The 16,834-nt window shown below is 61.9% G+C and carries 19 protein-coding genes and 2 riboswitches; of the genes, 9 read left to right on the forward strand and 10 right to left on the reverse strand.

Going from position 1 to position 16,834, the window contains the following annotated elements:
- Nucleotide 1: 1 nt before the first annotated feature.
- The 5 genes from C4N04_RS13060 to gcvT all read right to left on the reverse strand — a co-directional run bounded on the left by C4N04_RS13060 (nucleotide 2) and on the right by gcvT (nucleotide 6,221).
- Nucleotides 2–307 (reverse strand): flagellar basal body protein, encoded by a 306-nt coding sequence (locus C4N04_RS13060; protein ID WP_038689161.1) that lies wholly within the window; start codon nucleotides 305–307, stop codon nucleotides 2–4.
- A 131-nt stretch (nucleotides 308–438) separates the two neighbouring features.
- Nucleotides 439–1,479, reverse strand: a complete 1,041-nt coding sequence (locus C4N04_RS13065) for a GH25 family lysozyme (protein WP_106796177.1) — start codon at nucleotides 1,477–1,479, stop codon at nucleotides 439–441.
- A gap of 355 nt (nucleotides 1,480–1,834) precedes the next feature.
- Complete coding sequence (gene gcvP, locus C4N04_RS13070) at nucleotides 1,835–4,699, reverse strand: aminomethyl-transferring glycine dehydrogenase (RefSeq protein ID WP_106796178.1); 2,865 nt, start codon at nucleotides 4,697–4,699, stop codon at nucleotides 1,835–1,837.
- Nucleotides 4,699–5,061 (reverse strand): glycine cleavage system protein GcvH, encoded by a 363-nt coding sequence (gene gcvH / locus C4N04_RS13075; protein ID WP_017964444.1) that lies wholly within the window; start codon nucleotides 5,059–5,061, stop codon nucleotides 4,699–4,701. The genes gcvP and gcvH overlap by 1 nt, the downstream gene beginning before the upstream one ends.
- A 23-nt stretch (nucleotides 5,062–5,084) precedes the next feature.
- Entirely contained in the window at nucleotides 5,085–6,221 is a 1,137-nt protein-coding gene (gene gcvT / locus C4N04_RS13080) for a glycine cleavage system aminomethyltransferase GcvT (RefSeq protein WP_106796179.1), read from the reverse strand.
- Between the two features lie 76 nt (nucleotides 6,222–6,297).
- A riboswitch (glycine riboswitch) is annotated at nucleotides 6,298–6,379 on the reverse strand.
- Between the two features lie 3 nt (nucleotides 6,380–6,382).
- Nucleotides 6,383–6,471: riboswitch (glycine riboswitch) on the reverse strand.
- 158 nt (nucleotides 6,472–6,629) lie between these two features.
- On the opposite strand from gcvT, the gene C4N04_RS13085 reads away from it, so the two are divergent.
- Together C4N04_RS13085 and C4N04_RS13090 are read left to right on the forward strand one after the other, a co-directional pair.
- A complete protein-coding gene (locus C4N04_RS13085) occupies nucleotides 6,630–7,010 on the forward strand; it encodes a hypothetical protein (RefSeq protein ID WP_106796180.1) in 381 nt (126 codons plus the stop codon).
- Between the two features lie 72 nt (nucleotides 7,011–7,082).
- On the forward strand, nucleotides 7,083–8,072 hold the full coding sequence (locus C4N04_RS13090) for a DUF1775 domain-containing protein (RefSeq protein ID WP_077989199.1): 990 nt from the start codon (nucleotides 7,083–7,085) through the stop codon (nucleotides 8,070–8,072).
- Nucleotides 8,073–8,134: 62 nt separating this feature from the next.
- Here the strand turns inward: C4N04_RS13090 and C4N04_RS13095 are convergent, their stop codons facing one another.
- Complete coding sequence (locus C4N04_RS13095) at nucleotides 8,135–8,401, reverse strand: hypothetical protein (RefSeq protein WP_077989197.1); 267 nt, start codon at nucleotides 8,399–8,401, stop codon at nucleotides 8,135–8,137.
- Between the two features lie 118 nt (nucleotides 8,402–8,519).
- Here C4N04_RS13095 and crcB point away from each other — a divergent pair, with 118 nt between their 5' ends.
- From crcB to C4N04_RS13130, 7 genes are all read left to right on the forward strand, one after another.
- Nucleotides 8,520–8,897 carry a fluoride efflux transporter CrcB gene (gene crcB, locus C4N04_RS13100; protein WP_077989196.1) on the forward strand — a complete coding sequence of 126 codons (378 nt, stop codon included), beginning with the start codon at nucleotides 8,520–8,522 and terminating at the stop codon, nucleotides 8,895–8,897.
- An 88-nt stretch (nucleotides 8,898–8,985) separates the two neighbouring features.
- Nucleotides 8,986–9,978 carry an RluA family pseudouridine synthase gene (locus C4N04_RS13105; protein WP_106796181.1) on the forward strand — a complete coding sequence of 331 codons (993 nt, stop codon included), beginning with the start codon at nucleotides 8,986–8,988 and terminating at the stop codon, nucleotides 9,976–9,978.
- On the forward strand, nucleotides 9,975–10,628 hold the full coding sequence (locus tag C4N04_RS13110) for an HAD-IA family hydrolase (protein WP_039619912.1): 654 nt from the start codon (nucleotides 9,975–9,977) through the stop codon (nucleotides 10,626–10,628). The genes C4N04_RS13105 and C4N04_RS13110 overlap by 4 nt, the downstream gene beginning before the upstream one ends.
- A gap of 9 nt (nucleotides 10,629–10,637) precedes the next feature.
- A complete protein-coding gene (locus C4N04_RS13115) occupies nucleotides 10,638–11,423 on the forward strand; it encodes an ATP12 family chaperone protein (protein ID WP_106796182.1) in 786 nt (261 codons plus the stop codon).
- 67 nt (nucleotides 11,424–11,490) lie between these two features.
- Nucleotides 11,491–11,958 carry a hypothetical protein gene (locus C4N04_RS13120; RefSeq protein WP_077989193.1) on the forward strand — a complete coding sequence of 156 codons (468 nt, stop codon included), beginning with the start codon at nucleotides 11,491–11,493 and terminating at the stop codon, nucleotides 11,956–11,958.
- 138 nt (nucleotides 11,959–12,096) lie between these two features.
- Nucleotides 12,097–13,629 (forward strand): acyl-CoA carboxylase subunit beta, encoded by a 1,533-nt coding sequence (locus C4N04_RS13125; RefSeq protein ID WP_106796183.1) that lies wholly within the window; start codon nucleotides 12,097–12,099, stop codon nucleotides 13,627–13,629.
- A 139-nt stretch (nucleotides 13,630–13,768) separates the two neighbouring features.
- Entirely contained in the window at nucleotides 13,769–14,161 is a 393-nt protein-coding gene (locus C4N04_RS13130; protein ID WP_010060625.1) for a DoxX family protein, read from the forward strand.
- Nucleotides 14,162–14,206: 45 nt separating this feature from the next.
- On the opposite strand, the gene sugE is transcribed toward C4N04_RS13130, so the two are convergent.
- The 4 genes from sugE to C4N04_RS13150 all read right to left on the reverse strand — a co-directional run bounded on the left by sugE (nucleotide 14,207) and on the right by C4N04_RS13150 (nucleotide 16,754).
- Nucleotides 14,207–14,521, reverse strand: coding sequence for a quaternary ammonium compound efflux SMR transporter SugE (gene sugE / locus C4N04_RS13135; protein ID WP_009991822.1), 315 nt, complete (start codon nucleotides 14,519–14,521; stop codon nucleotides 14,207–14,209).
- Nucleotides 14,522–14,677: 156 nt separating this feature from the next.
- Complete coding sequence (locus C4N04_RS13140) at nucleotides 14,678–15,145, reverse strand: YaiI/YqxD family protein (RefSeq protein ID WP_010060621.1); 468 nt, start codon at nucleotides 15,143–15,145, stop codon at nucleotides 14,678–14,680.
- Nucleotides 15,142–15,627 carry a GNAT family N-acetyltransferase gene (locus C4N04_RS13145; protein ID WP_106796184.1) on the reverse strand — a complete coding sequence of 162 codons (486 nt, stop codon included), beginning with the start codon at nucleotides 15,625–15,627 and terminating at the stop codon, nucleotides 15,142–15,144. Before C4N04_RS13145 ends, C4N04_RS13140 begins: the two co-directional genes overlap by 4 nt.
- Nucleotides 15,627–16,754: an S-(hydroxymethyl)glutathione dehydrogenase/class III alcohol dehydrogenase gene (locus C4N04_RS13150; protein ID WP_106796185.1), complete on the reverse strand. Its 1,128-nt coding sequence runs from the start codon at nucleotides 16,752–16,754 to the stop codon at nucleotides 15,627–15,629. The genes C4N04_RS13145 and C4N04_RS13150 overlap by 1 nt, the downstream gene beginning before the upstream one ends.
- Nucleotides 16,755–16,834: the final 80 nt, after the last annotated feature.

A 16,834-nucleotide genomic window follows, 5' to 3' on the forward strand; every position in this document is an offset into this window, starting at 1 on the left:
CTCAATCGCGCGTAATGCTCATTAGCATTTCCCACAGATCCGCGCCGGTCTCGAAGACCACGGCGTTCGCCTTGTAGGCCAGTTCGGCTTCGAGCAGGTCGGTCAGTTCGGTGGCGGGATCGACGTCCGACGCCGTCGGGCTGACGACGGCTTTGACACCACCTGATGTAACGGCAGTGAGGCTGGTGTTCAGCCTGGCGTAGTCAGGTGTGCTGCTATTTGCGATGTTGTTGGCGATCGCGCCGATCCGCGTCGTCTGCGCCCGCATTCCCGAAAGAGCAGTGTTCGTAATGCCCGATATGCTCATCAGCCGTTTCCCCAGAACTGGATGATCGTCTTTTACCCGCAAGGATTTAGAGAAGGCTGAAGGCGTTGCGTTAGCAAAGGCCTACAGGATGTGCGTCCGTATGTTCCGGATTGGCACAGGAATCAGCTTCGCTATCGCGATGCCACCCAGTCGTGCCAATCGCTTTCGTTGCCGTTGAAGACGTTGAGGTCGATCTTGCCGTCGACGCCGTCGGAGAGGCCAGAGCCGGAATATTGCCAGAAGACCCACTTGCGGCCCGGATAGACCTTGGACGGGTGGGCCGCGACCGAGCGCAGCCAGAAGGGATAGTCGAGCATCTGGCCCTTCAGATTGTCGCGGTAGAAATCCGGCGCCGTGTAGATGATCGGGCGCTGGCCGTAATGACGCTCCAGCTTGTCCATGAAGACCTGCATCTTTTCCCGGACGCGGGCGGGCGAAATGCGCCGCTTGCAGCTCGATTCGCCATTCCATTCGACGTCGATGACGGGCGGAAGCGCGTTTGCTTCCTTCGGCACATTGCGGATGAACCAGTCGGCCTGTTCGCCGGCTGTCCGGCACCAGTAGAAGAAGTGATAGGCGCCGTGTTTCAGGCCGGCTTCCTTGGCGCGTCGCCAGTTCTTCTTGAACATTGGGTCGAGGTGATCGCCACCGTCCGTCGCCTTGATGTAGACGAAGTTCGCGCCTTGCTTTCGCAGCGTCTCCCAGTCGATCTCGCCCTGCCAGCGCGATACGTCGACGCCGTGCACGGCCAGATTTCTCGGCGAGGTTCTGCCGAAATTGATCGGCTTGGCGTCGCGGAAGCGGTGGCCGTAGATCCGCCCGCGCGACGGCGATTTCGTGCCGATACCGGGATCGATTGCCGGATTGTCGGGCATGAGCATCGCGACGGGTCTTTCCGTCGGCATCGGCATGCCAACCGGCCTTTCCGCGGGTAGCAGCGCTTGCGGCTGCGCAACCGGGCCTGTCCAGCTCAGCGGCTGCTGCTGCGGGCTTGTCTGCGGGGCAGCATCACCCACAGCAGCAGCCGGGATCGGGCCGCTCGGCTTCGTGATCGCATTGGTGGTTTCCGTCGAAGCCACTGGGGTGAGCACATCTTCGGCGCCGGAACTGGCGGCGCATCCCGAGAGGATCAGGGTGGCGAGGAGAATTGCTGGCACAGCCGATGGACGCATAAGAACCCGCACGCAAAACAGAGATCAGCGGCAACATCCATGATGAGTGGAAACCGCCCATTTTGAATTGCTAACAGAGACTTGCTAAGAAAGGTTAAATTTGAACCCACTGTTCTGGGATGGCAACCCTTCCAATCGGCGAGATCGGCCCCTCATCCGTCTGCCGGCACCGCCGGCGTCGAGCCACTGGGCTCGACCCGTCCTTCGGACCCCCGCGCGCGGGGCGAAGGGGATGTGCCGCGGCCTCTCCGTCCCCATCTACCTTACGCAGGGCACGTCCCCTCTCCCCGTAAAACGGGGAGAGGGTTAGGGTGAGGGGAGATACTAGGTGCGCACCGGACAGCGGGCGCCGCCGTTACTCCGCCGCCTCGGCATAACTTTCGACCGGCGGGCAGGTGCAGATGAGGTTGCGGTCGCCGTAGACGTTGTCCACACGGTTGACCGGAGACCAGTATTTGTCGACGCGGAAGGCGCCTGGCGGGAAGCAGGCCTGTTCCCGGCTATAGGGCCGATCCCATTCGCCGACGAGGTCTTCCACCGTGTGCGGCGCGTTCTTCAGCGGGTTGTTGGCCTTGTCCATGCGGCCTTCTTCGATGGCGCGGGCTTCCTCGCGGATCGCCAGCATTGCCTCGCAGAAACGGTCGAGTTCGGCCTTGGTCTCGCTTTCAGTCGGTTCGATCATCAGTGTGCCGGCGACCGGCCAGCTCATGGTCGGCGCATGGAAGCCGCAGTCGATCAGGCGCTTGGCGACGTCGTCGACGGTGACGCCTGAACTGTCGACCAGCGGCCGGGTGTCGATGATGCATTCATGCGCGACGCGGCCGGTCTTCGACTTGTAGAGCACGTCATAGGCGCCCTTCAACCGGGCGGCGATGTAGTTGGCGTTGAGGATCGCCACCTTGGTCGCCTGCGTCAGGCCTTCGCCACCCATCATCAGGCAGTAGCTCCAGGAGATCGGCAGGATCGAAGCCGAGCCGAAGGCGGCGGCCGACACCGCGCCCGGACGGCCGTCGGTCTCGGGATGGCCGGGCAGGTGCGGCGCCAGATGCGCCTTGACGCCGATCGGGCCCATGCCGGGGCCGCCGCCGCCATGCGGGATGCAGAAGGTCTTGTGCAGGTTGAGATGGGACACGTCGGAGCCGATGTCACCGGGACGGGACAAGCCGACCATGGCGTTCATGTTGGCACCGTCGAGATAGACCTGGCCACCGTGCTGGTGCACCAGTTCGCAGATTTCCTTGACCGTTTCTTCGAAAACGCCGTGGGTCGAGGGATAGGTGATCATGCAGCAGGAAAGGTTTGCCGCATGCTCCTCAGCCTTGGCGCGGAAATCGTCGAGATCGATGTCGCCGTTCTCGCGCACCTTGACGACGACAACCTTCATGCCGACCATCTGGGCCGAGGCGGGGTTGGTGCCATGCGCCGAGGTCGGGATCAGGCAGACGTCGCGATGGCCCTCGCCATTGGCGATATGAAAGTTGCGGATCGTCAGCAGGCCGGCATATTCGCCTTGCGCACCGGAATTCGGCTGCATCGAGAAGGCGTCGTAGCCGGTGACGGCGCAGAGCTTTTCCGTGAGGTCGTCGATCATCTCGCGGTAGCCGAGCGCCTGGACTGATGGCACGAAGGGATGGATGTCGGAAAATTCCGGCCAGGTGATCGGCAGCATTTCCGCCGTCGCATTGAGCTTCATCGTGCAGGAGCCGAGCGGGATCATCGAGCGGTCGAGGGCGAGATCCCGGTCGGAGAGCCGGCGGATGTAACGCGTCATCTCGCTTTCGGCCCGGTTCATGTGGAAGATCGGATGGGTGAGGTAGTCACTGGTCCGAAGCAGGCCCTTCGGCAGGCGGTAGGAGGGCTCGAAATCGGCAATGGTGAAATTGCCGCCGAAGGCGCGCCAGACGGCTTCGAGGGTCGCCGGCCGGGTGCGCTCGTCGAGGCTCATGCCGATCTGGGTTTCGCCGACTTTGCGCAAATTGACGCCTTCGGCGACGGCGGCGCGCAGGATGAGGCCCTGCATATGGCCGACATCGACGGTGATCGTGTCGAAGAAGTTTTCGGGGTCAACCTTATAGCCGAGCTTTTCCACGCCCTTGGCCATCAGCACGGCCTTCTGGTGCACCTGCTGGGCGATCGCCTTGATGCCATCAGGCCCATGAAAGACCGCATACATCGAGGCCATGACGGCGAGCAGCACCTGGGCAGTGCAGATGTTCGAGGTTGCCTTCTCGCGGCGGATATGCTGCTCGCGGGTCTGCAGCGACAGGCGGTAGGCGCGATTGCCGCGGGCATCAACCGAAACGCCGACGAGGCGGCCAGGCATGGAGCGCTTGATCGCGTCCTTGACCGCCATAAAGGCTGCATGCGGGCCGCCATAGCCGACCGGGACGCCGAAGCGCTGCGAGGATCCGACCGCGATGTCGGCGCCCATTTCGCCGGGCGATTTCAACAGCGTCAGCGCCAGGATATCGGCCGCGACGACGGCGATGCCGCCCGCCTGATGCAGGCGTGCGATCAGGCCGGTGAAGTCATGCACGTGACCGTGCGTGCCGGGATACTGGAAGATCGCTCCGAAGACCTCCACGGGATCGAGATCAGTGAAGGGATTGCCGACGATGACGCTCCAGCCGAGCGGTTCGGCGCGGGTGCGGATCAAGGCGATTGTCTGCGGGTGGCAGTCGGCATCAACGAAGAAAGCCTTGGCCTTCGACTTGGAGACGCGCTCGGCCATCGCCATGCCTTCGGCAGCGGCAGTCGCCTCATCGAGCAGCGAGGCGTTGGCGACATCGAGGCCGGTCAAGTCTGAGATCATCGTCTGGTAATTTAAGAGGGCTTCCAACCGGCCCTGGCTGATCTCAGGCTGATAGGGCGTGTAAGCCGTGTACCAGGCGGGATTCTCCAGGATGTTGCGCTGGATGACCGGCGGCGTGATCGTGCCGTAGTAGCCCTGGCCGATCAGCGAGACCAGCACCTTGTTCTTGTTGGCGGTCTCGCGCAGCTTGTCGAGCGCCTCGCGCTCGGTCATCGGCGCGCCCCAGACGAGCGGCGCCTTCTGGCGGATCGAGGGCGGCAGCGTCGCGTCGATCAGTCCGTCGAGGCTGTTATAACCGATCACCTTCAGCATGTCGGTCATCTCGGCCGGCGAGGGGCCGATATGGCGGCGATTGGCGAAATCGTAGGGCTGATAATCGGTGAACTGGAATTCGGTCGGCGTCGTCATTACGCGGTGAGCTCCTTATAGGCGGCCTCGTCGAGCAGGCCGTCGGCATCCGCGGCATTGGCAAGCTTCAGCTTGAAGAACCAACCGGCACCCTGAGGATCGGAATTGACCAGCGACGGATCGGCAACGATGGCCGGATTGACCTCGGTGATCTCGCCGTCAAGCGGACAATAGACGTCGGAAGCGGCCTTGACCGATTCAACGGTCGCGGCATTACCGTTCTTGGAGAAGGTCGCGCCGACTTCCGGCAGTTCGACAAAAACCAGGTCGCCGAGCTGATCGACGGCATAATTGGTGATGCCGACGGTCGCAACACCGCCTTCGATCTTCAGCCATTCGTGTTCTTCGGTAAATTTCAGCATTGTTCGTCCTCTCTGGAATGGGTTTATCGTTTGTAGGTCGGTGTGACGAAGGGCAGGGCGCTGACGGTGATCGGCAGATATTTGCCGCGCACCTCGGCGTAGACGAGCGTGCCGGCCGCAGCATGGGAGACCGGCACGTAACCCATGGCGACGGGGCCTTCGACGCTGGGGCCGAAGCCGCCCGAAGTGACTTCACCGATTTCGACTTTGCCCTCGGCATCGGCGAAGAGTTTAGCGTGGCCGCGCACCGGCGCCTTGCCTTCCGGTTTCAGGCCGACACGGCGGCGGGCGGCGCCGTTTTCGAGCTCGGAAAGGATGCGGCCGGAGCCCGGGAACCCGCCGGCGCGTGCGCCATTGCCTCGCCTGGCCTTCTGCATCGCCCATTCCAGAGCGGCCTCGACCGGCGAGGTGGTGGTGTCGATATCGTTGCCATAGAGGCAGAGACCGGCTTCCAGGCGCAGCGAATCACGGGCGCCGAGGCCGATCGCCTGAACATCGGGATGTTCGAGCAACCGCATGGTGACATCCTCGGCCTTGTCCGTAGGGATGGAGATCTCGAAGCCGTCCTCGCCGCTATAGCCCGAGCGCGAGACGAGACAGGAAACGTCGTGCAGGCGGCAATGGCGCACATCCATGAACTTCATCGCCGCGACATCGGCCCAGAGTTCGGCGAGAACCTCGACGGCGCGCGGCCCCTGCAGCGCGATCAAAGCGCGGTTCAGAAGCGTGATGTCGCAGTGGTCGCCGATATGGGCCTGCAGATGGGCGAGGTCGGCCTCCTTGCAAGAAGCGTTGACGACGACGAAGAGGTGGTCGTCGACATGGGTGATCATCAGATCGTCGAGAATGCCGCCGGTGTCGTCGGTGAAGAAGCCGTAGCGCTGGCGACCCTCGGCAAGGCCGAGGATGTCGACCGGCACCAGGCTTTCGAGCGCCAGCGCCGCATCTTCATAACTGCCCGACTTCGCCTTCACGATTACCTGACCCATATGGGAGACGTCGAAGAGGCCGGCCTCAGTACGGGTATGAAGATGTTCCTTCATCACGCCGGCGGGATATTGCACCGGCATGTCGTAACCCGCGAACGGCACCATCCGGGCGCCGAGCTGGAGATGCAGGGCATGCAGCGGGGTTTTCTTCAGGGCAGCAGTATCGTCCAAACGACGCCTCCGGGGTTTGCGCTTTCTCACGAAGGCGCGGGCTCAAATCTGAAGGCGCGGCTGCGCACTTCTCTCCTGAGCCCCCTCTGTCCTTGACGCCTGAGATTGTTATCCCTTCGGCGAGCGTTTCGAGAACGCTTCTCTCCAGAGTTCCGTCTGCCCCTTGCTGGTCCTTTGGCCTGAGAGTTTCCGGGGCGGTTGCTCCTTCGGCACCGGTGGCGAAAGCACCGGATTCTCCCAACAAGGTTGGCGCAATTATCCGGCGGCTGCGGTACTTGGCAAGCGGCAAATGTCGTCGCCGAACAAATTTTTGTCGCGATAGTCAGGTCCGACCCTGAACTGCGGCAAATCTGCTTTTGCAATTCAAGGGGAAACCGGCTATCGCGACATGCTGTTGAAGGGGATCTCATGCGGCAGAACGAACCGAAAGCAACACTCTTTCTGCGCATGCTTTGCGCCTTGAGCTTGCTTTTGCTCGGATTTGCCCACCAGGCGCCGCAGGCTGTCGCTTCCGACGGTTATGACGCTGCCGCCTATATGCTGCCCGACGGCAGCTTTGCCTCGCTCTGCGTCACGGTGAAAGACACCGGCGGCAAGACCGTTGCCTTCAAGCCGAATTGCGAGGCCTGCCGGCTATCAGCCTCGGTGATCCTGCCGACGCCGGATGCAGGTTCCTGGCTCGAGCGCAAGCTCGCCTCGCTCATCAATGCCCCGATCGAAACATCAGCCGTTGCCGGCGCCAGCGCCGTCAGTCGGGCGAATTCCCGCGCTCCACCGGTTCTCATCTGACCTGCCTTTGCAACCGATGATGAAGCATGCCGATCCGCCCAACAGCGTCCGCGGCCGGCGAGGAGATATCCGATGAAGACCATCAAAACATTTGCCAAGACTTTCGCGCTTGCGGCGCTTCTTTCCGCAACTGCCTTTGCCGGCGCCGAGGCCCATATGACCTTCCTTAACAAGGAGGCGACACAGGAAACCACCATTCTCGCCACGCTGCAGCTGCCGCATGGTTGCGACGGCAAGGCGACCACTGAAGTGCGGGTCAAACTCCCGGAAGGCTTCGTCTTCGCCAAGCCGCAGCCGAAAGCCGGCTGGGAGCTCGAGGTGATCAAAGGCGACTACCAGAAGACCTACGACAACCACGGCGACAAGGTGAAGACGGGCGCGGTCGAGATCCGCTGGAAGAACGGTAACCTCTCCGACGATTTCTACGACACCTTTGTCATCCAGGGGAAGGTATCGGGCGTTGAGGCTGGTACGTCGCTGGCCTTTCCGGTAATCCAGATGTGCGGCGACGCGGTGGCCGCCTGGGATCAGGTGGCAAAGGACGGCAGCGACCCGCATGGGATGAAAAATCCGGCGCCGCTCTTGAAGATCGTCGCGGGGGACAGCCATGGTCACGACCACGACATGGCCGGCATGGACATGTCGGGTATGGCGGCCGCGGTGCCGGCCGGCGAAACAGTCAAGGCCGGCGACCTCGAAATCTCCGGCGGCTTCGCCAAAGCGATGCTGCCCGGCCAGCCGGTCGGCGGCGGCTTCTTTACGGTGAAGAATAGCGGCCAGACGAACGATCGCCTGGTGTCGGTAACCTCGCCGATATCAGGCGAGGTTCAGATCCATGCGATGGAAACGAAAGACAATGTCATGCGGATGCGGCAGCTGAAGGATGGCATCGCCATCGCTGCGGGTGAAACCGTCAAGCTTGAGCCCGGTAACCTGCATCTGATGTTCCAGAAGGTGAAAACGCCGTTCAAGCAGGGCGATACCGTGCCGGTGACGTTGACCTTCGAGAAGGCCGGCAAGGTCGACCTGGTGCTGCAGGTGTTGTCGGCCCAGGGCAAGTGAGTTAAAGCCGATCAAAATAGAAGAGCCCGCGACGCGGGCTTTTCGTTGGAAAGGCGGGAGCCTCAGAAATCTTCGTAGGATTGCAGCGCCTGCTTCAGGCCGGCCTGCGGCTGGCGGTTGCCCTTCGTCATCAGGTCGAGCGCCACTTCGGTTGATTGAATGATGCTGGATGGATCGTCCACCCCTTCGGTGCTCTCGGCTTTCGATTGCCGGTCCGCGAGACGGCGCGACTCACGCGCGGCGGTGCTGTTCGCAACACGCTGCGGTATTCTCAGCGTTTCAGCGGCAATGGCAGCGGTGTTTGCCGAAATGGAAAGGAGCTGGGTCATGCCGGCACAGTATCGGCAGGATGTTGGCGCCAGCATTAAGAAAACCTCTGGCATTTTACTGAATTATAAGAATTTATTCCGTCACGATTGAAAGCGTTCTAGTCAGGATGTTCCGCCCATGATCCAGGCTCTCCTCGTCGCCGTCGGCGGCGCCATCGGTTCCGTGCTTAGATATTATGCCGGCCGATGGGCGCTGAAGCTCATGGGGCCGGCCTTTCCCTGGGGCACGCTCGCCGTCAATGTTGTCGGCTGCTTCGTCATCGGTGTCTTCGCGGAACTGATCGCCCGAAAATTCAACGCCTCAACCGAACTGCGTCTGCTGCTCATCACCGGCTTCCTCGGCGGCTTCACCACTTTTTCGGCTTTTTCGCTAGACGCCATCTCGCTGTTCGAGGGCGGCGAGGCCGTCGCCGGCGGCATCTATATCGTAGCTAGCGTCGGCCTTTCGATGGCGGCGGTCATCGCCGGGCTCGCCATCATGCGCGCTTTGGTCTGATTCCGGTTTCCGTTTTGCATGAAAATGCTCTAAAGGCTGCGGCAAGAACGCCGGCTCGGCCCGTGCAGTTATTTCCGAAAGATTTTTTATGGCTGGTATAGAACATATCAAGGTTGAACCCGACGAAGCCGGCATGCGCCTCGATCGCTGGTTCAAGGTGCATTTTCCCGGGCTCGGCTTCGGTCCGCTGCAGAAACTGCTGCGCTCCGGCCAGGTGCGCGTCGACGGCGGCCGTGTCAAATCGGATGCGCGCGTGCAGCCCGGCCAGACGGTGCGCGTGCCGCCGCTGGATGTCGATGAGAAGCTGAAATCGGGTCCGATCGCCGGCAAGGATCTCAAGCATTCCAGCGATTTCGAACTCCTGTCGCGGATGGTGCTGCATGAGGACGAAAAGGTGATCGTGCTCAACAAGCCGCCCGGTATTGCGGTGCAAGGCGGCTCCGGTGTGGCCCGGCATATCGACCAGATGCTCGAAGCCTGGACCAGCCCCAAGGGCGAAAAGCCGCGGCTCGTTCACCGCCTCGACCGCGACACGTCAGGTGTTCTTGTCATCGCCCGCACCCGCGGCGCCGCCCAGAAACTGACGGCCGCCTTCCGCGAGCGCGACACCAAGAAGACCTATTGGGCGCTGGTCAAGGGCGTGCCGCGCAAACACGAGGACAAGATCTCGACCTGGCTCGTCAAGGAACCGACAGCCGATGGCGACCGCATGCGCATCGCAAAACACGGCGAAGACGGCGCCGATCATGCGATTTCCTTCTACCGCGTGCTGGAGACGGCGGCGCAGAACCTCGCGTGGCTGGAAATGGAGCCTTATACCGGCCGTACCCACCAGCTGCGCGTCCATGCCCTGCATATCGGCCATCCGATCATCGGCGATCCCAAATATTTCGACGACGATCCGAATTGGGACTTTCCAGGCGGCATCCAGAAGAAGTTGCATCTGCACGCGCGTCACATCGACATCCCGCACCCATCCGGTGGCCGCCTGCGCGTCAGCGCGCCGCTGCCGCCGCATATGGTGCAGACCTGGAACCTGCTCGGTCTCGACCTTGCCGGCGCCGAAAGGGACAGCGAATGAAACTTGCGCTTTTCGATTGCGACGGCACGTTGGTTGACAGTGCCGGGCTGATCCACGAAACCATGCGCCGGACTTTCGATAAATTCGGCAAGCCGGAACCGCGGTTTGAGGACACCAAGGCCATTATCGGCCTGTCGCTCGATATCGCGATTGCCCGCATGCAGGGCAGGCCGCATGTCGAGCAGCAAGATATCGACATGACGGCGCATTATAAATCGCTGTTTACCGTCGTGCGCCAGGATCTCGACTACAGGGAGCCGCTGTTTGCCGGCATTCGCGAGATGATCGACGCGATCAGCGGCCGCGAGAACCTGCTGATCGGGGCGGTGACCGGCAAATCCCGGCGTGGGCTCAACCTCGTGATGGAGACGCACGGTTTCGATCAGCATTTTGTCGTTGCCCGCACCGCCGACGATTGCCCGTCAAAGCCGCATCCGGCCATGGTGACGGAGTGCTGCGACGAAACCGGCATGAATCCGCGTGACGCCATTGTCATTGGCGACGCGGTTTACGATATGCAGATGGCAAAGGCTGCCGGCGCCAAGGCGATCGGCGTTGCCTGGGGCTATGCCAGCGTGGATGAGCTGATCGCCAATGGCGCCGATGCGATCGCCTATCATCCAAACGAGATATTGCGCCATTTTTCCTGAGGTGAGCCCATGCGTGATCTGCTGAACGATCTTTCCGAAGGCCTGAGCCATCCCGATCCCATCCGCCGGGCGCAAATTCAGATGAAGAAACCGCTGCCGAAGCGCTTCTATGCCGAGGTCGCCGTTGCCCAACATGAGGGTGGTTTTGCGATCACGCTCGACGGCAAGATGGTGCGCACGCCGGCGCGGCAAGTTCTCGCCGTGCCGACCGAAGCGCTCGCGCAGCTTGTCGCCGCCGAATGGCAAGCCCAAGGCCAGGAGATCGATCCCGTGACCATGCCGGTGACGCGGCTCGTCAACACCGCGCTCGACGGCGTGGCCACCAATGCGCAGGCGATCTTCGAAGACATCCTGCGCTTTTCCTCGAGCGATCTCCTCTGCTACCGCGCGGACCGCCCCGAACTGCTGGTCGAGCGCCAGAGGGAGCGCTGGGATCAGGTTATCGACTGGGCGGCAAATGATCTGGGCGCCCGCTTCATCCTCATTGAGGGGGTGATGCACCACGAGCAGCCGCGCGAGGCGACCGCAGCCTTTGCCGTCACGCTGGCGCGGCATCAGAGCCCGATGGCGCTCGCCGCTCTCCACACCATCACGACGCTGACCGGTTCGGCGATCCTGGCACTCGCCTTTGCCGAGGGTCGGGTGACGGTGGAAGAGGTGTGGTCGCTTGCCCATCTCGACGAGGACTGGACGATCGAGCATTGGGGGCGTGACGAGGAAGCCGAGGAGCGCCGCGCCAAGCGCTTTGTCGAGTTCAAGGCGGCCGCGGATGTTTTTTTCGCCCTAAGCGCCTGAAACATATTGCCTTCCCGGACATTATGACGAAATCTGCGACTCCAACGGGGCGGTGCGGGATTTTGTGATGAATTGGCTGAGGTCGTGTTTTTGCCGGGCCGTACTCGTCTGTATTGCGCTCACGAACTGCGCCAGCCTTTTGGGTCCGAAGCCTGCGGCGCCGCTCTACGATGTGCGCAGCGCTGTCGTTCTCTCCGGGCCGAACATGCCGGCCGAGCTGCTCTCCGGCATCAACGACCGCGTCAATGCCGCGATCAACGCCACCGTGCGTGATACCGCGCTGCCGCGGGTTGTACTGACGATTCGCGTGATATCAATCCAGAAAGGCCTCGGTTTCCAGAAGGACCGCAACGTCGCCAAGATCAGCGTCGACGCGGCTTCGGTGGAGGATGGGTCGGTGATCGCTGTCAGCGCCTTTGACGTGACCAGCATGGCCGCCGATCCCAAGCTTGCCGACGAAATCATCGCCGAGGATGTGGCAGCCAGGATACGCTCGGTTTACTCGCTCAGCGGTCGTAGTGCTAGAACAGGATGATTTTAGGCCCGGTCGGACGTAAATCTGAATCCTGTTCTAGATTAGTGAGTTAGAGCATGGTGTCCTCCGGAAACCGCTCACACTTTTCGGCATCATGCTTTAGGGCATATCGAACACGCAGGCGGTGAGGGAAATCGCATGAAGGAAATTCTCGAAGAACTGGAACGCCGCCGCGGCATCGCTCGCCTTGGCGGCGGCAAGACACGTATCGAGGCTCAGCATAAGCGCGGCAAGCTGACGGCGCGCGAGCGTATCGACCTTTTCCTCGACGAAGGCTCCTTCGAGGAGTTCGACATGTTCGTCGAACATCGCTCCACCGATTTCGGTATGGACAAGAGCCGTATTGCCGGCGACGGCGTCGTGACCGGCTGGGGCACGGTCAATGGCCGCACGGTCTTCGTCTTCGCAAAAGACTTCACCGTCTTCGGCGGCTCGCTTTCGGAAGCGCATGCCGAGAAGATCATGAAGGTGCAGGACATGGCGCTGAAGAACCGCGCGCCGATCGTCGGCATCTATGACGCGGGCGGCGCCCGCATTCAGGAAGGTGTCGCCGCGCTCGGCGGTTATGCCGAAGTCTTCCAGCGCAATGTGCTCGCCTCGGGCGTCATCCCGCAGATCTCGGTGATCATGGGCCCCTGCGCCGGCGGCGACGTCTATTCGCCGGCCATGACCGATTTCATTTTCATGGTGCGCGATACCTCCTACATGTTCGTCACCGGCCCCGATGTGGTGAAAACCGTCACCAACGAGACGGTAACCGCTGAGGAACTCGGTGGCGCCGTGGTGCATACCACGCGCTCTTCGATTGCCGACGGCGCCTATGACAATGATGTCGAAACGCTCTTACAGGTGCGCCGGTTGATCGATTTCCTGCCGCTTTCGAACACCGCGCCGCTGCCCGAGATCGAATGTTACCAGTCGGTGACGGAGACCGACGTCTCGCTCGACACGCTGGTGCCGGCGAGCGCCAACAGGCCTTATGACATCAAGGAGCTGATCCGGAAGGTGGCGGACGAGGGGGATTTCTTCGAGATCCAGGCGAGCTTTGCCGGCAACATCGTCTGCGGCTTCGGCCGCATCGAAGGTTCCACCGTCGGTTTCGTCGCCAACCAGCCGATGGTGTTGGCCGGCGTGCTCGACAGCGACGCCTCGCGTAAGGCCGCCCGCTTCGTGCGCTTCTGCGACTGTTTCAACATTCCGATCGTCACCTTCGTCGACGTGCCGGGCTTCCTGCCGGGCACCGCACAGGAATATGGCGGGCTCATCAAGCATGGCGCCAAGCTGCTCTTTGCCTATGCCGAGGCGACGGTGCCGAAGCTCACCGTCATCACCCGCAAGGCTTTCGGCGGCGCTTATGATGTGATGGCGTCGAAGCATCTGCGTGGCGACTTGAACTATGCCTGGCCGACGGCGCAGATCGCCGTGATGGGCGCCAAGGGCGCGGTCGAGATCATCTTCCGCAAGGATATCGCCGATCCGGAAAAGATCGCCGCCCATACGAAAATGTACGAGGACCGGTTCCTGTCCCCCTTCGTCGCCGCCGAACGCGGTTATGTCGATGAGGTGATCATGCCGCATTCGACCCGGCGGCGGCTGGCGCGCGGGCTGAAGATGCTGCGCAACAAGGATCTCGCCAATCCCTGGAAGAAACACGACAACATTCCGCTCTGAGATTTTTCACCGAATAAAGGCGCACGGCCGGGTGTTTACCCGCTGTCGAAAAAGTGAACGGCCGTCAGCGATCCGTGTGTTCAATCCTTGCGGGGGACAAGCTAACGCTCGGCTGCATTGTTTTAAATGGAGAGGTTTTATGTCAACTTTCGAGCGTCTTTCCGCCTATCGCCCCTATGGGCTGGCCGCTCTCAGAATCATCACCGCGCTGCTGTTCATCGAACACGGCACGATGAAGCTTTTCGGCTTTCCAGCTTCGCAGATGTCTGGCCCGCTTCCGCCGCTGATGCTCTTCGCGGCTCTTCTCGAGCTCGTCGGTGGCATCCTCATTCTCGTCGGCCTGCTGACCCGTCCCGTCGCCTTCCTGCTGGCCGGCCAAATGGCCGTCGCCTATTTCATGGCGCATGCCCCGAACAGCTTCTTCCCGGCCGTCAACCAGGGCGACGCTGCCATCCTGTTCTGCTTCGTCTTCCTCTACCTGTTCTTCTCCGGTCCCGGCGCTTTTGCTGTCGATAACCGCAAGCTAGCCTGATGATAGGCTGCGGGGCATTGCGGTGCCCCGCAGCGTTTTGTTTATTTAGGCAGTGAGCTTGAGACCGGCGATGCCGCCGACGATCAGCGTGATACAGGCAAGACGGGAGACACTTGCCTCATCGCCAAGCAGCCAGATGCCAAGCAGCACGGTGCCGACCGTGCCGATGCCGGTCCAGACCGCATAGGCAGTGCCGATCGGCAGATGCTTCACCGCCAGGCCGAGCAGCACCACGCTGACGACCATGGATATGACCGTCAACGCTGTCGGCAACGGCCGCGTGAAGCCATCGGTATATTTAAGGCCGATCGCCCAACCACATTCGAAAAGACCGGCAAGAAAAAGCAGAAACCAGGCCATGCGACTCTCCTTGTCAAGAGCGAGGCCGTCCCCGCGACGTTGCATCCGTCAGGATGCCGCAGTCGTCTGCGATAGCGTCTATATGCGTGAGGGGACGGATGCGTTCAAGGTGGGAATCCGCATGGCAGCCATGCCACCCGTTTCATGCGGGTGTGATCAGGGCTTCCCGCCAGCCTCGGCGGAAAGGCTCTTGGCGCGGCGGCAGAGGCGGTCGAAGGTTTCGAGGAAACGTGAGCGATCTTTCGGACTGAAGGCGGCGTTATAGCCCTTGCTCTCGCCGGTTTCGCGCAAATGCGCGCCGAGATCGCGCATGGCGCTCGCCATGCCAATATTGGTCTCGTCGAAGACACGGCCGGTCGGGCCGCTGACGAAGGCGCCTGTGGCGACGCAGCGCACGGCGAGCGGCACGTCGGCGGTGACGACGACATCGCCCGCTCCGGCGCGCTCGGCGATCCAGTTGTCGGCGGCATCGAATGCGCTGGAAACGATGACGTTGTGGATCATCGGATCGCGCGATGGGCGCAGGCCGGAATTGGCGACGAAGGTGACTTCGAGGCCGAGACGTTCGGCGACCTTCATGATCTCCGGCTTCACCGGGCAGGCATCGGCGTCGACATAGATCATGACAATATCCTTGCCGGCTGGATGGCTGGCTGGCGGACCATATCGATATGGGGAATGCCGTCTTCCAGATATTCCTCCGACGCCACGACGAAACCGAAGCCTTCGTAGAATCGGCGCAGGTGAGCCTGCGCCGACAAGGCGATGGGGTTTGCCGGAAAAAGCCGTACGCAAGCAGAGATCGCTTCGCTCATCAATGCATCGCCCAGCCGCTTTCCGCGATGGGCCGGCGAGACGACGACGCGACCGATCTTTGACGGATCATGCGGCTCATGCGGTTTCAGGATCCGCGCCGAAGCCAGGAGTTCGCCGCTCTCCAGCAGCCTTAGGTGCAGGGCGTCGATGTCCTTGCCGTCGAGTTCCTGATAGGGGCAATTCTGCTCGACGACGAAGACATCAACGCGCATTTTCAAGAGTTCGTAGAGCTCCCGCGCGAGGAGCTCATCGACGTTCTTGAGGACGGCGGTGTAGGTCGTCGCAGCCATCAATAAACAACCACGCCGCGGATGCTTTCACCCTTGTGCATCATCTCGAAGCCCTTGTTGATGTCCTCGAGCGGCATGGTGTGGGTGATCATCGGGTCGATCTGGATCTTGCCCTGCATGTACCAGTCGACGATTTTGGGAACATCGGTGCGGCCGCGCGCGCCGCCGAAGGCGGTGCCCATCCAGTTGCGGCCGGTGACCAGCTGGAACGGCCGGGTGGAGATCTCCTGGCCGGCGCCGGCAACGCCGATGATGATCGACTTGCCCCAGCCGCGGTGGGATGCTTCCAGCGCCTGGCGCATCACCTTGGTGTTGCCGGTGCAGTCGAAGGTGTAGTCGGCGCCGCCGATCAGGTCGCCATTGCGCTTGGTCATGTTGACGAGATAGGGCACGATGTCGTCGCCGACCTCCTTCGGATTGACGAAATGCGTCATGCCGAACTTCTCGCCCCATTCCTTGCGGTCAGGGTTGATGTCGACGCCGATGATCATGTCGGCGCCGGCCAGGCGCAGCCCCTGCAGGACGTTGAGGCCGATGCCGCCGAGGCCGAAGACAATGGCCGTCGAGCCGATCTCGACCTTGGCGGTGTTGATCACCGCGCCGATGCCTGTCGTCACACCGCAGCCGATGTAGCAGATCTTGTCGAAGGGGGCGTCGGGATTGACCTTGGCAAGGGCGATCTCCGGCAGCACGGTGTAATTGGCGAAGGTCGAGCAGCCCATATAATGATGGATCTTGTCCTTGCCGATCGAGAAGCGCGAAGTACCGTCAGGCATCACACCCTGGCCCTGGGTCGAGCGGATGGCGGTGCAGAGATTGGTCTTGCGGGAAAGGCAGGAATAGCACTCGCGGCATTCCGGCGTGTAGAGCGGAATGACATGGTCGCCCTTCTTGACCGAGGTGACACCGGGGCCGACATCGACGACGATGCCGGCACCCTCATGGCCGAGGATCGCCGGGAACAGGCCTTCCGGATCGGCGCCGGACAGGGTGAAATCGTCGGTGTGGCAGATGCCGGTCGCCTTGACCTCGACCAGCACCTCGCCGGCCTTCGGGCCGCCGAGCTGCACGGTCATCACTTCCAGCGGTTTTCCGGCCTGAACGGCTACGGCGGCGCGAACGTCCATTTGATATCTCCCTGACAATGTTATTGGGGCGGAGCTTGGCATGGCCGGCGCGCCGCGCTCAAGCGAAAACGGCCGGCCGC

The sequence above is a fragment of the Rhizobium sp. H4 genome, from assembly GCF_003013335.1.
GTDB classification, from domain to species: domain Bacteria; phylum Pseudomonadota; class Alphaproteobacteria; order Rhizobiales; family Rhizobiaceae; genus Rhizobium; species Rhizobium sophoriradicis.

Bases quoted from the DNA above. Each gene is read 5' to 3' on its own strand.
- C4N04_RS13140 (WP_010060621.1), bottom strand. From the start codon at position 15,145: ATGATCTATGTCGACGCCGATGCCTGCCCGGTGAAGCCGGAGATCATG.
- C4N04_RS13105 (WP_106796181.1), top strand. From the start codon at position 8,986: ATGGCTGGTATAGAACATATCAAGGTTGAACCCGACGAAGCCGGCATG.
- C4N04_RS13110 (WP_039619912.1), top strand. From the start codon at position 9,975: ATGAAACTTGCGCTTTTCGATTGCGACGGCACGTTGGTTGACAGTGCC.
- gcvH (WP_017964444.1), bottom strand. From the start codon at position 5,061: ATGCTGAAATTTACCGAAGAACACGAATGGCTGAAGATCGAAGGCGGT.
- C4N04_RS13065 (WP_106796177.1), bottom strand. From the start codon at position 1,479: ATGCGTCCATCGGCTGTGCCAGCAATTCTCCTCGCCACCCTGATCCTC.
- gcvP (WP_106796178.1), bottom strand. From the start codon at position 4,699: ATGACGACGCCGACCGAATTCCAGTTCACCGATTATCAGCCCTACGAT.
- C4N04_RS13120 (WP_077989193.1), top strand. From the start codon at position 11,491: ATGAATTGGCTGAGGTCGTGTTTTTGCCGGGCCGTACTCGTCTGTATT.
- C4N04_RS13125 (WP_106796183.1), top strand. From the start codon at position 12,097: ATGAAGGAAATTCTCGAAGAACTGGAACGCCGCCGCGGCATCGCTCGC.
- C4N04_RS13130 (WP_010060625.1), top strand. From the start codon at position 13,769: ATGTCAACTTTCGAGCGTCTTTCCGCCTATCGCCCCTATGGGCTGGCC.
- C4N04_RS13085 (WP_106796180.1), top strand. From the start codon at position 6,630: ATGCGGCAGAACGAACCGAAAGCAACACTCTTTCTGCGCATGCTTTGC.
- crcB (WP_077989196.1), top strand. From the start codon at position 8,520: ATGATCCAGGCTCTCCTCGTCGCCGTCGGCGGCGCCATCGGTTCCGTG.
- sugE (WP_009991822.1), bottom strand. From the start codon at position 14,521: ATGGCCTGGTTTCTGCTTTTTCTTGCCGGTCTTTTCGAATGTGGTTGG.
- C4N04_RS13145 (WP_106796184.1), bottom strand. From the start codon at position 15,627: ATGGCTGCGACGACCTACACCGCCGTCCTCAAGAACGTCGATGAGCTC.
- C4N04_RS13150 (WP_106796185.1), bottom strand. From the start codon at position 16,754: ATGGACGTTCGCGCCGCCGTAGCCGTTCAGGCCGGAAAACCGCTGGAA.
- C4N04_RS13060 (WP_038689161.1), bottom strand. From the start codon at position 307: ATGAGCATATCGGGCATTACGAACACTGCTCTTTCGGGAATGCGGGCG.
- C4N04_RS13090 (WP_077989199.1), top strand. From the start codon at position 7,083: ATGAAGACCATCAAAACATTTGCCAAGACTTTCGCGCTTGCGGCGCTT.
- C4N04_RS13095 (WP_077989197.1), bottom strand. From the start codon at position 8,401: ATGACCCAGCTCCTTTCCATTTCGGCAAACACCGCTGCCATTGCCGCT.
- C4N04_RS13115 (WP_106796182.1), top strand. From the start codon at position 10,638: ATGCGTGATCTGCTGAACGATCTTTCCGAAGGCCTGAGCCATCCCGAT.